This is a genomic window from Streptomyces sp. WM4235, from assembly GCF_001279725.1.
GTDB lineage: Bacteria > Actinomycetota > Actinomycetes > Streptomycetales > Streptomycetaceae > Streptomyces.
On record NZ_LGDE01000449.1, the window covers coordinates 14,189 to 27,574 of the forward strand.

At 68.4% G+C, this 13,386-nt stretch carries 14 protein-coding genes and 2 pseudogenes; 5 read left to right on the forward strand and 11 right to left on the reverse strand.

Annotated elements, in window-relative coordinates:
* Positions 1-29: 29 nt before the first annotated feature.
* Together ADK55_RS31095 and ADK55_RS31100 are read right to left on the reverse strand one after the other, a co-directional pair.
* Entirely contained in the window at positions 30-593 is a 564-nt protein-coding gene (locus tag ADK55_RS31095) for an RICIN domain-containing protein (RefSeq protein ID WP_053683549.1), read from the reverse strand.
* A gap of 52 nt (positions 594-645) precedes the next feature.
* Complete coding sequence (locus ADK55_RS31100; RefSeq protein WP_234350326.1) at positions 646-2,166, reverse strand: AbfB domain-containing protein; 1,521 nt, start codon at positions 2,164-2,166, stop codon at positions 646-648.
* Between the two features lie 896 nt (positions 2,167-3,062).
* On the opposite strand from ADK55_RS31100, the gene ADK55_RS31105 reads away from it, so the two are divergent.
* A complete protein-coding gene (locus ADK55_RS31105) occupies positions 3,063-3,641 on the forward strand; it encodes a uridine kinase family protein (RefSeq protein WP_053683553.1) in 579 nt (192 codons plus the stop codon).
* Between the two features lie 208 nt (positions 3,642-3,849).
* Here ADK55_RS31105 and ADK55_RS40575 read toward each other — a convergent pair whose 3' ends face one another.
* The 3 genes from ADK55_RS40575 to ADK55_RS31120 form a co-directional block, all read right to left on the reverse strand.
* A complete protein-coding gene (locus ADK55_RS40575; RefSeq protein WP_267887367.1) occupies positions 3,850-3,984 on the reverse strand; it encodes a hypothetical protein in 135 nt (44 codons plus the stop codon).
* Between the two features lie 222 nt (positions 3,985-4,206).
* Positions 4,207-4,980, reverse strand: a complete 774-nt coding sequence (locus ADK55_RS31115; RefSeq protein ID WP_053683558.1) for a glycosyltransferase family 2 protein — start codon at positions 4,978-4,980, stop codon at positions 4,207-4,209.
* 255 nt (positions 4,981-5,235) lie between these two features.
* A complete protein-coding gene (locus ADK55_RS31120) occupies positions 5,236-5,499 on the reverse strand; it encodes an RNA polymerase sigma factor (RefSeq protein ID WP_053683560.1) in 264 nt (87 codons plus the stop codon).
* A gap of 447 nt (positions 5,500-5,946) precedes the next feature.
* Between ADK55_RS31120 and ADK55_RS31125 the strand changes: the two genes are divergently transcribed.
* Positions 5,947-6,687 (forward strand): dienelactone hydrolase family protein, encoded by a 741-nt coding sequence (locus ADK55_RS31125; RefSeq protein ID WP_053683561.1) that lies wholly within the window; start codon positions 5,947-5,949, stop codon positions 6,685-6,687.
* A gap of 66 nt (positions 6,688-6,753) precedes the next feature.
* On the opposite strand, the pseudogene ADK55_RS31130 reads toward ADK55_RS31125, so the two are convergent.
* A pseudogene (locus ADK55_RS31130) lies at positions 6,754-7,075 on the reverse strand (MerR family transcriptional regulator); the annotation flags it as partial.
* Between the two features lie 433 nt (positions 7,076-7,508).
* On the opposite strand from ADK55_RS31130, the gene ADK55_RS31135 reads away from it, so the two are divergent.
* Positions 7,509-7,874, forward strand: coding sequence for a DUF1330 domain-containing protein (locus ADK55_RS31135; RefSeq protein ID WP_420713695.1), 366 nt, complete (start codon positions 7,509-7,511; stop codon positions 7,872-7,874).
* A 74-nt stretch (positions 7,875-7,948) separates the two neighbouring features.
* On the opposite strand, the pseudogene ADK55_RS35620 reads toward ADK55_RS31135, so the two are convergent.
* From ADK55_RS35620 to ADK55_RS38905, 4 genes and pseudogenes are all read right to left on the reverse strand, one after another.
* Positions 7,949-8,364 (reverse strand): annotated as a pseudogene (locus ADK55_RS35620) (GNAT family N-acetyltransferase).
* A gap of 384 nt (positions 8,365-8,748) precedes the next feature.
* Positions 8,749-9,150, reverse strand: a complete 402-nt coding sequence (locus tag ADK55_RS31145; RefSeq protein WP_159041609.1) for a hypothetical protein — start codon at positions 9,148-9,150, stop codon at positions 8,749-8,751.
* A gap of 110 nt (positions 9,151-9,260) precedes the next feature.
* Entirely contained in the window at positions 9,261-10,037 is a 777-nt protein-coding gene (locus ADK55_RS31150) for a MerR family transcriptional regulator (protein WP_053683568.1), read from the reverse strand.
* Positions 10,038-10,041: 4 nt separating this feature from the next.
* The gene (locus ADK55_RS38905; protein ID WP_159041610.1) at positions 10,042-10,188 is read right to left on the reverse strand and encodes a hypothetical protein; all 147 of its coding nucleotides are present in this window, start codon (positions 10,186-10,188) and stop codon (positions 10,042-10,044) included.
* 383 nt (positions 10,189-10,571) lie between these two features.
* Here ADK55_RS38905 and ADK55_RS31155 point away from each other — a divergent pair, with 383 nt between their 5' ends.
* Positions 10,572-11,801 (forward strand): serine hydrolase domain-containing protein, encoded by a 1,230-nt coding sequence (locus ADK55_RS31155; protein ID WP_053683570.1) that lies wholly within the window; start codon positions 10,572-10,574, stop codon positions 11,799-11,801.
* Between the two features lie 306 nt (positions 11,802-12,107).
* A complete protein-coding gene (locus ADK55_RS31160) occupies positions 12,108-12,344 on the forward strand; it encodes a GNAT family N-acetyltransferase (protein WP_053683572.1) in 237 nt (78 codons plus the stop codon).
* Between the two features lie 33 nt (positions 12,345-12,377).
* On the opposite strand, the gene ADK55_RS31165 is transcribed toward ADK55_RS31160, so the two are convergent.
* A partial coding sequence (locus ADK55_RS31165) for a tetratricopeptide repeat protein (RefSeq protein WP_159041612.1) occupies positions 12,378-13,386 on the reverse strand: 1,009 nt, incomplete at its 5' end.

Below are 13,386 nucleotides of genomic sequence, written 5' to 3' on the forward strand. Positions count from 1 at the left end.
ATCCGTTTCCTTTCGCGTGTTCGGGGTTCTCAGGCGGCCGTGATCGGCTGGAGGCGCCACTTCTGGGAGGCCTTGCCGTTGCAGGCCGACAACTGGGCGCTCGCGCCGTCCTCCTTGCCGGAGGAGGCGATGTCCAGGCATCGGTTCACGTTCGGCGGGGTGTGGGCGGGTCGCAGCTCGTACAGTTCCTTGGCGATGTCGACCATGGCCAGGCTCCAGCGCTGCTGCGGCGCCTCCACGCACCACCACTGCTGGACGAGCGTGCCGGAGCTGGTGCCCGCGCCCTCGACGTCGAGGCACTTGCCGCTGTGTCCGGCCCGCAGCTCGAAGGTGCCCGCGCCGGTGGACACCAGGTCGAACCGCTGGCTGTCGGCGCCGTCGGCACACGCGGACTGGACGGCATTGACACCGTTGCGCATGCCGGCCTTGGGGATGGTGAGGCACTGGCCGCTGTGCTCGACCTTGAGCTGTACGGCCAACGGGGCCGTGGCGAGCGCGGCGGGCTGCTCATCGGCGACGGCAGCGGTCACACCGCCGGCGAGCGCGGCGAGGCTGGCCCCGGCGGCCAGGACGGATCGGACGATCCGAGACATGGGGTGTTTCCGTTCTACTCAGGTCTGGAGGAAAGGACTCGGCCGGCTGCGATCAGGGCGCGAGCGGGGTGGTGAGTTTCCAGGAGGTGTCCTGTGCGAAGTCCTTCGGCGTGTCGTCACGATTGCCGCTCGCCTTGTCGACCGCGTACAGGTCGCCCCAGTACTGGCGCAGGAAGCGGCCCGGCAGGCTCGCCGACTCGAAAGACGTACCGGAGCCGCTGAGGCCCTTCTTGGCGCACCAGGTGGCGTCCTTGCGGAACTGCACGCTGTCGTCGCTCGCGATCATCTTGACCCGCAGGTCCTGCAGGGACAGGTAGTGACCGGGCTTGCGGGCGGACTCGAAGGAGTAGCAGCCCGGCTGGCCCCCCAGCGCGGAAACGACGATCCAGGTGGCGTCCTCGCGGTCGGCCTGCTTGGAACTCACCGACACCGGGGCGAGGAACACCTCACCGGCGTCGACACCCGACTGCCGGATGATGAAGCCGACCGGCTTGCCGCTCGCCGGCTGCAGCGACTGCCGCTTGGCCCGGTACAGGCTGTCCTCCTTGAGGAACCGCGCGACCTCCTCGTCGCTGCCGGCCAACGCCTTCTTCGCGACCGCGACCAGGTTGGGGTTCATGCCAGTCTTCTCGGCGGCGGTCTGGACCTGCAGCGCGAGCCGGCGGTTGGCGGCGGCGACGGTCTTGCGGCGCGCCTCGTCGTCCTTCTTGTACGCCTCTTCGGCGCCGGTGTGGATGAACTGCTTCCACACGGCCGGATCCGGGCTGAGGACCGCGCGCTGCGCCGCCGCGAAGAGCTCGCTCTCCTTGAAGTCGGCCGGTGCGAGGCGCAGGAGTTCGCGGATGAAGTTGTCGTCGCCGAGGGCCAGCGCGGCATCGGACGGCGTGATGCGGAACAGGGCGGCGGTATCGGTACGTGCGGCGAGCTCCTTGCGACGCTCGGCCTCGGCGCGATTCTTGGCTTCGAGTTCCTTCAACTCGTTGGCGACGTCGCGCCGGTGGGCCTCCCGGGCGCCGTTGGTGATGAACTCCTGCCAGGCGGCGGTGTCACCGGCCAGGGCACGCGCGGCGGCGGTGCGGACCTCGGGACCGGCGGCTTCGTGGCGCATGACCGCACGGATGAAGTTGTCGTCGCTCAGGTCGAGCAGGTCGGGGCCGTTCGGGATACCGACCGCGATCAGTGCCTGGGACTTGGCGAGGCGGGCCGCGCGGGCGGCGTCGGCCTTGTCCTTCTCGCGCTGCTTGTCGACGGCGTACGCGGCGTGGATGCCGGTGGTGATGAACCGGACGTGGTCCTCGGCCACCTCGCTCGTCATGGCGGCCTCGGCGGCCAGTCGTACCGACTCGAAGTTCTCCCCGCCGTCCCGCGCCTTCTGCCAAAGGGCGTGGAGGAAGTCGTGGTCGCTGAGCAGCAGTACGTCCGGGCCGGGTTCGAGGCGCACCACGGCGGCGGCGTCCACCCGCTGCTTCTCGGTGGTCCCGATCCCGGCGGCCGAGACCACGGTGCCCGACGGAGCCGCGACGGCGAGGGGCGCGGCCATGCCGGTGACGGAAGCCAGAGCGGTTGCGGTCACCAGCCCTCGGGTGACAGCCATCCGCACACGAGCGGAGTTCGAGTGGCTCTTCTTCATTCTGTTTTCGGATCCCCCTGTTAGCTCCCGCACACAGTTACTGATGAGTACGGGCGGTCGGAGGGGCAGTCTTGAAGATCGCAAAGAGACCGTCAAAACGGATTCGACAATTCCTGTCCACCCTGTCCACTCAAGGAACACATTTTGTTCACCCAAGCGTCGACTTTCCGCCAAACTTCGACCACAAGACGACTTGCCGAGATCAGCGAGTCCTCCGACCGGCCACCGGAAGTGTTGATTCCGCGCGAAGGGCGACACGCACCGAGTCGCCACGCGACACTCCCCCGGTCCTTGCGCCCTGACGGCACAAGGGCTGCGGCACTCCGAACGCTGCCGGACCGCCTCAGCCGCACCGCCGCGGGAGAGATGTAAGGGAAATGTGTGCAGGCACACACCGGATCATCGGTGTCACGGGCGGGGTATCATCCGCACCTTTCGATGGCTCCCGCGACGCCGCACACCGACGACAACTCGCCGACGAAGCTTCGCACTTGCTGCCGGGACAGAGCCCGGCTGTCCTCTTGACCTTCTGGGCCCCGCCGACACGCATGTTGGTCGTCACGCGGCCGGAGGCCTGGAAACGGTCAGGCGCCGTTCCGCGCTCCTTTGTCGCCTTCTTCGTCAAGAAATGCGCAGCACTTCGGGAAGCACGCGCCAGCTCTCAGGAACGGGCAAATGACGGGGCGAGAAGCTCACACGGTGTCGACGACAGATGGCTCGCCGGCGCGAGCGGCCGTACGAAGCAAGAGCCCGATGGTCCCCAAGCCGCGCCTCCCCGGGGCCACTCCGCGGCTAGACTCGCGACCTCAACCCGATCCCTGGATTGAGGCGCCGCGCACGTGACCGCGAACCAGCACTCCTCGCCACGAATCCTGCTCATCGGTGGGGGTGCCGGCTCCGGCAAGACCGCCCTCGCCAAGGCCCTCGCCGACACGGTGCCCGGCGCAGCGCTGGTCCACCTCGACTCCTGTTACCACCGCGACCCCGACCTGGCCCCCAGCCTCCCCCGCTTCGACGGGCCGGGCCGGGTCGTGGACTTCAGCGACCCGCTCGCTCTCGACAGCGACCGCATCAAGGCCGCGCTCGCCGGGCACGCCGCCGCTCCGCTCGTGATCGTGGAAGGCATCTTTGCGCTCGCCCTACCCGCGCTCACCGCCATCGCCACACTGGCCGTTTACGTCGAGACCCCCGCCGACATTCGCGTCGTCCGCAAAACCCTCCGCAAACTCCAGGAGGGCCAGGACCCGGTTCCCGGACTCCTCGGGTACGACATCAGCCACCGCTCGTACACCCGCCACGTCGCACCCACCCGCGACCACGCCCATCTCATCCTCGACGGCACCCTCACCACCGCCGAGCTCACCGCCGAGCTTCAGGACCGACTGGCCGAGCCGCGCCGAAACACCTCGGCCACGTAGCCGGCCCGTGGAACGTGAAGACGGACCCCTTCCTGCTGCGGTCCCGAACCAGAGTGGTGGATTCGAGGCCGCACGAAGCAGGGGACGGGCCGGACCGGCCGGGGAGTATCAGCGGCCTCGACGCCCGGGCCGACGAGGCGCGTGAACAGCTCGATGATCTGGGCCCGTTGTACATCGTGGTCCCCCGTATTTGCCCCTCAGGTGACTGTCACTGACGGCGGAGCTGAGCACAGTCCGCCGTGAGCTGGGGCAGTATCCCCGCGGGTGCGGGGAGCAGTCCGTCCTTGGTGAGCCCGACGACGTTGCCCAGCGCCGCTTCCTGCACGGTCGGGAGGCTCTCCACAGCGGTCAGGAGACCACCCCCGTCGCCGACCGGCGGCTGCTCCTCCAACTGTTCCTGCGCGCGCGAGGGCCGGCGACGGCTCGGCCACGTAGCCGGCCGCCGGCACCGGAGACCGACCGAATCCCGCTCTCGATCCCAGCCACCGAACGAACACGGGGCGGGGCCCGGTCGGGTATGACCCGGAAACAGTCGCGCACCGGGCCCCCGGGCCCGTGCACGGATTCAGATGCGAGAGTTGCGCAGCGACTGCCACGCGGCGCCGGCCAGCGCCCGCGTCGCCCGCGGAATCGACAGGTGCTCGTGCTCGCGGTACAGGGCCCAGTTGTATTGCACGAGCGACAGCTTGTTGGAGGACAGCGATCCCGCCTGGTGGGCCCTGTACACCGCAAGCGGCTCAGCCAGACCCCGAGCGTCAGCGCCGTCCCGCATGATCGACAGCCAGAGGGCGTAGTCCTGGCGCTTGCGCATCTCCGGCATCAGCCTCGTGCCCAGGACATTGCGGTCGTACATGGCGGTGAGAGCACCGATGTGGTCTTGGACCAGCATCGCGCGGTAGTCCACGTGCTCCCGGGCACGGACCACCCGGCCGTTCGGGACCCAGTCGGTGCTCTCACCGTCGTAGTCGGCGTCCATCTTGAAGTACGAGGTGAACGTCAAAGGCGCAGTGGCCTCCGCGGCGAAGGCGAGCTGCTTCTCGGTCTTCTCCGGAAGCCACATGTCGTCGCTGTCGAGAAAGGCGATGTAGTCCCCGCGGGCCCGCTTGATCGCGAGATTGCGGGCCCGGCCCGCACCGCCCTGCTCGGGTGCCCACTCCGGCAGGACGCGTTCGTCCTGCTCCGCGAACTCGCGGAGCAGGTCCATGGAGCCATCGGAAGACTGATCGTCGGTGACCAGTAGCTCCAGATCGCTGTGGGTCTGTGTGAGCACCGATCGGACGGCTGCGCCAAGAGTGGCTGCCGAGTTGTATACGGGCATCACGACAGACACCAGGGGCACAGCGATTCTCCTTGCCAGACCAGGAACGACGGTCCATTCAAGCACCGCAATCGAGTAGGAGCTGCCATGCAGATGATTGTCGCTGGTCAGGGACACGTGGGGCAGGGCTTCCACTGGCCGTACGCGCCGCAGAGGTGGGTCACCGTGCCGTCGGCTACGACGTGGACCTCCGCTTCGATTCTCACGAACCCGGGCTGTGACGCCGCTGCCACCGAATGCCCGGCCTTGCAGGCTCGGGCGTTCGCGGGAGTTGGGTCAGCGGCGAGTGTGCCAGGTGTGCGCCCCTGACCCTGCAGTGAGGCAGGGTACGAGCTGCGGCATGACGTTGGTGGCGACCCCGAGCAGCCAGGCTCGGTGGCCGGTGACACCGTCGAGGGTCTCGCGGAGCCGCCAAGCCTCAAGGAAGGTGAGGGAGGCGATGTCTTCCGCGCCGACGGGACAGGAGGTCATGCGGACGGCATGCGCGTACACCGCCCGCGCGTGCGCATCGTAGATGGCGGCGAACAGTTGCTGGTCCACACCGAGTAATGTCCGCTCGCCGCCGGTCGTTGCGCTTGACGCCCGTCACGCCAGCGGGCCGTTGGTTGGATTCACGATAACCGGGAGCACCTGCATACGAGTTGGGGAGGCGTCTGCGGCACCTCGTGTTCGATGCCCATGAGAAACGACAGCGCCAGTGCACCCCGCGTTCGCAGAGCCGCCGGTCGGAAAGTGGCGACCACACCGCGAGCAACTCCGCGGTGAGGTTCCGTGTCCGTGGCGTCCGACGCGGACACGGAGCATCCGCGAGAGAAACTCGTTTGGCGGACCACCGCGACCACTGCTACGTTCTCGGAGGCCGTGCGAGAGAACGAGGAGGTGGTACCCGTGAACGCAGTATCGACATGGGTGCTCTCCTCCGGGGTCACGGTCGGGCGATAGGTCGTCCGGGAGCGCCGTTCCAGTGCACTCCCGAAAGGCACGACCATGCATTTCACTTCCGAGCAACGCCTCGACGACGGCGTCCTCGAACGCGAATTCAACCTCGGCGAGATCCCCGGGATCCTGTGGACACCCACATCGGCATCCGCATCCGCACCGGCGCCGCTGATCCTGCTCGGCCACCCTCCCCTCGGGCTGCGGAAGATGTACCCCCGACTGGTGGCCCGGGCCCGGCACTCCGCGGCGGAGGGCTTCGCCACGGCCACCATCGAGCTCCCCGGAGGCGGCGACCGGCCCCGCCGGCCCGCCACCGAGCGGGCCCGTGCCGACATGCGCCGGGCGATCGAGGCCGGCGAGCCCGTCAGCACCGAGATCGTCGACGCCCTCGTCCTCCCACTGGTCGAAGAGGCGGTGCCGGAATGGCAGGCGGCCCTGGACGCCTTCCTTTCCCTGCCCGAGATCGGCGGCCCGGTCGGCTACTCGGGGGGATTGATCTCCATCGGCATCCGGCTGGCGGTGGTCGAGCCTCGCATCTCGGCCGCTGTTCTGTTCGCCGGGAGTCTCGTGCCGCGCGCCATGTTCGAGGAGGCCCGGCAGGTCACCATTCCACTGCACGTCCTGTTGCAGTGGGACGACGAAGGGAATGACCGGCAGGCGGCCCTGGACCTGTTCGACGCCCTCGGCTCCAAGGAGAAGTCCCTGCACGCCAACCTCGGCGGGCACACCGGCGTCCCGCAGTTCGCGGGGGACGCCGCGACCCTGTTCTTCAACCGACATCTGAAGTGAGGCCGGGCCGTCAGACCGGCAGCAGACGGTAGCTGATGTCGGCCGGCATACCACTCGTCGAGGACAGGTCCCGGCCCCGACGTTCAACACCGTCTGCGCGTCCCCAGCGCATGCCAGATCTGCGCGGCGATCCGCGGCTCGGTGCGCCGTGTCGCGGTATAGCGCCGCCGATCGCGTCGTACAGCCGGGCCTCCAGCATCTTCAGTTGCTCCTCCGGTGTCACCTTCAGTCCCTTCGCCTGTGCCTCAAGTTCTCTGTCGATGGCCGCCACCATGGCGTCGGCAGGATCACGCAGCTCCAGCAGCAGGCCGCGTAGTCGGCGCAGGTGCGCGACCGCTTCGGTGGAGACGCGCCCCACGGCCCAGTGATCTTCCACGTCACCGATCATGCGGCCTGACGCCACACGAGGGTCAGACGATCCCCGTGTACGTCGCCGCGGGTGTGGGGAGCAGGCTTTCTGAGCTGGGACGATATCCGGGCCGACTGTCGTTTTGCAGCATTTTCGCAGATTCCGGCATTTGGTGACAAGGTCTACATCGCGTACGGCAACCAGTCGTGACGGGGCCGAGGCCATGGCCATGGCCATGGACGAGATCTTCGGGCAGGGCGGGCCGAAGGAAGCCGGCAGCCAGCCCTGAATCCCACACGTAGCTCCCTGTTTGGCTCCCTGCGCCCGACTTTCAGTCGGGCGCAGGTGCCTCACCTGCCGCAACGTGGCGTGCGTGGCACCGGTGGCAATTACCTCCGGGGTAATCGCACCGCCCGACCGCTCTCGGCTACGTTCGCGGTCATCGCTCACACCCCCGCACGAAGGGAAACCCGTGGTGCCCGCTTACGGTTTCGCTCATCTCCGCAGCCGCCGGAATCACTCCGACGTCATCGAGTACCTGGAGCGCATCCAGGACACCCTCGACCCTTACGCCGGCCGCTTCGTCATCCACGGTCCGCCGGCCGAAGTAGTGGAGGGCACGTGGCCCGGCAGCATGGTGCTGATCGAGTTCCCCAGTCTGGACGATGCCCGTGCCTGGTACGACTCTCTGGCCTATCGGAGCATCCTGCGCTTGCGTACCGACCACATCGAAGGCGACCTACTGCTGATCGAAGGTGTCGGGCCGGATTACCACCCGGCCGAACGAGCTCGCAAGCTGCAAGCGGAAGCCGGCCGATCGAGCGAGTCGACCACGTAGTCCAGCGCTCGCGGAACCAGTACCGATCCGGGTGCGGGCGACAGTCCAGCGTCGTGGCGGAGACATTGCTCCGGCTACAGGAGCTGTTCCTTCAGGGTCCGCTGGTATCGGGCTTCGGACACTGACACTCCGTCATAGTCGTCAGCCTGGACTGCGCCATCGGCGACGTAGCCAGCCCGCTCGTAGAAACGATGTGCTCGGGTGTTCTCGTCGATGACCCACAACCGCATCCGGTCGAGACCGCGGGCAAGTGCGTGGGCATGCACGCTTCGAGCAGTGTGCGGCCGATTCCGGACCCGATGAGTGAGGGCTGAACGTACAGAGCGTAAAGCTCACCCGTGGCCGCAGGTGTTCCGGCGCCGCGAAAGGGCCCGAAGCAAGCCCAACCCACCACCCGTCCAAGGGTGTCGACCGCCACCAGGTTGGTCGGACCCGCCTTCGACTCCCTGAAGTGCTGTCGACGCCGCCGAGTATCTGCTTCGACCGTCATCCCGTCGAGGTGGGATCGGGGAACGATCCCGACATACGCGGCCTTCCAGCCCGTCACTCGTATCGCCGTCGCCTTCGAAGGCGAAGCTCCAATGGGTGCCGGCCCGGCCGACCGCCATGAGGGCCTTGTCGTCGTGGGACGAGAACTCCGTTCGCCGCGGCCGTCACCGTGGTGGGTCTCGTCGCCTGGGTCTGGGGAGCGGCCGTCTCCGTCCCGCAAGCAGCCCGATGGCGTCCCCGTGGCGGCGAGTAGACCCGGCTGGACCACGACGAGGCCGGCGCGTTCGACACCCCGTCACACTGACGCCCTGACGCCCTGCCGCACTCGCCCATGCCATGCCCATGCCCATGCCCGCGGGACACGTGGTCGGGATGGGGCCCCTGCTCAGCTCGCCGTTTGACCTGCGGTGTCCGGTGACGGAGGTTCGCTTTCGGCGGTGAGGGTGGTGACGTGGGCGGTCCACGACCAGGGCTCGTCGGGCGGATCCCAGTTCACCTCGACGTCGATGTCGTGGCAGTCGCGCGCGAGTTCCGTCACCATCGCCGCAGCCGCGTCCCGGGCGTCTTGCGAGTCACTGTTGATCGGCACGCTCAGGCGCCCGCAAAGTATTCCCCCGTCCATGGTGTGGACGCTGGTGCGCCAGCCCTCCGGCGTCCCCAACAGGACGATCCCCTTCGGAATGCCGAGGACGAGCCGCTTCTTCCTCACCTTCTTGCGTCTCACCATGCCGCCATCCAACATCATGGGGTTCGTGGCGATGACTTCGGGTGAAGGATCAACCGCCACGGCGCGGTGTGGTGCGTGTCTTGTGATCGTGCCTTCGTGGAGCGGTCACGCCCGGTCCCGACGCGGTGGGGTGGGTGTCCCGGCGCGGCGCCGGTTCCACAGGGTGGCCGTCACTGATGCGGGAGGTCGATGCCGGCTGCGCGCAGGTTCGCCTCGATCAGCGCGTTCAGCCGGGCGATGGCCGGCGCCTGGTCTTCCCGGTGGCGGTTGACCAGTCCGTACCGGGAGGCGGTGTCGGAGCGGCTTCGAGACCCGGTCGGCATCGTCAGTGGTGTGGGGTTGGCCAGGAGCTTGTCGGTCAGTGCGGACGCCAGCTCCTCGATCCGCGGGTCGTCGGGGTCCCAGGACGTGGCATCCGAGCCGATCTTGGTCAGTTCGACGAACTCGGGATCGTCGAGACCGTGTTCAAGCCTGGTCAGGAAGGTGTCGAAGATCTCCGGGACCAGCGCCCGGGTCAGCACCAGGGCTTCCCGTTGAGTGGCCACGTAGTCGTGACGGAAGCCGAGTTCGGTGAGTCGGTCCAAGACCGCGCAGGCCCGGTCGGGCAGCAGGACCCGGTCGCCATGTGCGAGCCGGTGCAGCGTGTCGCGGCGCCCGATCAGGTCCTCGATCCGTTCGGTGAGTCGACGATGGACATCGTCCAGGGCGGCGGCGAACCGCTCGGGGTCGGCGTCGAGCAGGTCACCGATCTCGGCCAGCGGCACGCCGGCCCCGGCCAGGGTCCGGACCTGGACCATCCGGAGCAGGTCACCCGATCCGTAGCGCCGATAGCCGGAACCGTCACGTTCCGGCTCGGCGACCAGGCCGAGCCGGTGATAGTGCCGCACGGTCTTGATCGTGACGCCGACGAACGCCGCCGCCTGACCGATCGTGAGTCCGTCTGCCATCGGCTCAGCTCACCTCCGGATCGTGGGCGGCTCCATCGTGGGCTGCCGCGGTCTCGCGCAACACGTCGGCACGGTGGTCCTCGCGCAGGATCGAACCGTGGTCGCCGAAGGCCTGCGCGCTCACCTTGAGGTGGAGGTCGCGGGCCGTCACAGGGGCGAGGGTATCGCGCATCCGTTCCAGGTCATCGCCTCGCCGTCGAGGTCGGCGTCCGAGGCGACCAAGGATCGCACCAGGGATCGCACCGGGAGGGTCAACGTGTCGAGGTACGGGCCCAGGCCCGCGTTCAGCTCGTGGGCCCGGATGGCGATCTCGGCGTACCGGCCGGCGCGAAACCGCGACCAACGGCTGGTCGGGCGACGGGACTCCTGCGAACGGCGCCGGTCAGGACCCGGGCCCCTGACGACTCCCTGATCGCGACACGTGTTGACCTTGACCTTGGGTCAGGGTGCACGCTCCTCGCATGGCCGCCTCAAGGGGCCGGCCGGCCGGCGAAAGAAGCCGTGGATCGAGCACCGTGGACAAGGAGATTCATGATGGAAACGAACAACAGCGGCTTCTCCGAAGCAGGACTGAGCAGACTTCACGACGTGCTGGCACGGCATGTGGAGTCCAAGAGGATTCCCGGGCTCGTCGCCTTGGTCGGCCGTGGCGGCCAGACTCACGTCGAGGCGATGGGGACGATGCGCCACGACGGTGGCCCGCCGATGCGCCGGGACACGATCTTCCGGATGGCGTCCACCACCAAACCGGTCACGATGGCGGCGGCGATGGTGCTGCTCGACGAGTGCCGGCTGCGGCTGGACGACCCCGTGGATCCGTGGCTGCCCGAACTCGCCGACCGGCGCGTGCTGAAGCGGCCCGACGGCCCACTGGAGGACACCGTCCCGGCACGGCGGCCGATCACCGTACGGGACCTGCTGACCTCCACCTTCGGACTCGGAGTGGACTTCGAGTCGATGGACTCCCCCATCAGGGCCGCGACCTTCGAGCGCCTCGACTACAGCGTGGCATCCGGGCCGGCGCCCGACCCGGACGAGTGGATGCGCCGCCTCGGTGAGCTGCCGCTGTCGTACCAGCCCGGCGAACGGTGGCAGTACGACCTCTCCAACGAGGTGCTCGGCGTTCTCGTCTCCAGGGTCACGGGCCGGCCATTGGAGGCGTTCCTGCGCGAACGCGTCCTCGATCCCCTGGGAATGAAGGACACCGCCTTCCACGTACCCGCCGACAAGATCGACCGGCTGCCACCCCTGTACGGGCCCGATCCTCGGACCGGCGAGTTCCTCGTGTGGGACGAGGCGGCCGGCGGAAGGTCCAGCCGGCCTCCGGCGTTCCAGGGCGCCGGCGGCGGGCTCGTCTCCACCGTCGACGACTACCACGTCTACTTCCGGATGCTGCTGAACCACGGGACGCACGGGGGCGAACGGATCCTGTCCCGGCCGGCCGTCGAGCTGATGACCACCAACCGCCTCGCACCCGGACAGCAAGCCGCCCGGGACACCATGTACAGGAACATCGCCCACATGACGGCTGGTCAGGGACAGCACGGCGGCTGGGGTTTCGGGATGGCGGTACGCACCCACCGTGGCGACTACGGGCCCCTCGGCCAGTTCGGCTGGGACGGCGGCACCGGCACCACCGCCTACGCCGACCCGCACCACCAACTCACCGGAATCCTGCTCACCCAGGTCGGAATGTCCACCCCGGACTCGGCGCGGCTCATCCACGACTTCTGGACCACCCTCTACCAGGCCACCTGCGACTGACGACGAACACGCCGAGCGCCGAACGCGGTGGCCGGGCCGCGTCACGCCCGTCACGCCCATCGCGGTTCTGGCGCTCTCAGGGGAGTGCCACGCCGAGTGGGCCAGTCCTGCGTACGGCTCCAACCAGGCGGCAGGGATCGATGAGACCTGGATCCGTGAACACCGCGGCGTGTCCGCCACACCGCAAGGCATCGCCCAGTGGCGGGAGTTCATCGAGGCGGCCAAGCAGCGACCGGAGCAGCTCCACTGCCGTGTCGCCCGCTCCGAAACGGAGATCGTCGGCTTCCTCTGTGGCCCCGGGACGAGGTGGTCACCCTCGGGCCGATGTATCTGCTCGACGTGGCCCGGGGCCAAGGTGTCGGAGGCCGAATGATGGGCGAGTTCCTCACCTGGGCGGGCACCTCACCCATGCGGCTGTGGGTCACCGAGTACCGCGTGCAAGCCATCCGGTTCTACGAGCGCCACGGATTCTGGACCACGACCGAGCGCGAGATCTGGCGAGGAAGACTGCCGAATGTGCGCATGACTCGCGACCCCGTGTGAGCGACGACCTCAGTCGAACCGCACGGGACCTGATCACCTGAGTCGGGACCGGTTCGGCGGACGCGTGTCCGAGCCATCGGAGTCGGTGGAATGGCCGGCGACGTCGAACACCTCGTTGAGTTCGTGGAGTTCGTTGGCGGCCTCGACCTGGCGGGGGTTGTTCAGCCGGACGAGGGCGTCGTGGGCGATGGTGAGGGTCGTGTGGGCTTCGTGGTGGCGGGTGAGACGGTGCAGGACGATGCCGAGGTCGAGGCGTGCCGGTTCGCTCCAGGCGGGCATGCGGGCCGCCTCGAAGTGGGTGAGCGCGTAGCGCAGCGGGTCCTCCGCGTCGTTCCATCGGTGCAGGGCCGCAAGGTCGTTGCCGATGTGCTGGCGGGTCACCGCCAGGTAGAGGCCGATCAGTTCTGGTGGCTTTCCAGGGACGCCGGCGCAGCATATGGCCTCGCTGCGTCGGTGAATGGTCAAGGCTTCGGGCGCACGACCGACCTGACGCATGTGTTGGCCGAGGGTGTTGAGCACCGTCAGTTCGGCAAGGCGGCTTGGCGCGCCGGTCTGATGGTTGAGGTGGTGCGCGGCTTCTTGGAGTCGGGTGATGGACTCTTCGGTCCGTCCGAGCCGGTGAAGGGCTCCGGCCGCGTAACCCAGGGCCCAGCCGACCTGGAGTTGGTCGCCGCTCTCGCGCGCCGCGCCCAGCGCGTCCTGCGCGGTGGTCAGGGCGGAGGCGTGATCGTACAGGCACATGTTGTAGGCCCAGGCCAGGTAGTTGAGGTGGACTGCCTCGTCACGTCTACTACCAAGGATCCGGGCGGAGTTGACGGCCCATTGGAAGACCTGGGCCCACAGTTCCCAGTGCGGGGTGCGGTCGGAGAACCAGTGCATCGCTTCGGCGGTGTCGATGACCTGCTGGTGCAGCCCGCGGCCCTGGGCGCGGTCCAGGGCCGTGAGCCACTGGGCGCGCTCTGCCTCCAGCCAGATCCGGGCCTGCTCCTGGTCGGCGGGCGCGGTGGCGGGGTCCGGGTCGCAGGTGGGGGTGGTGTCGGGG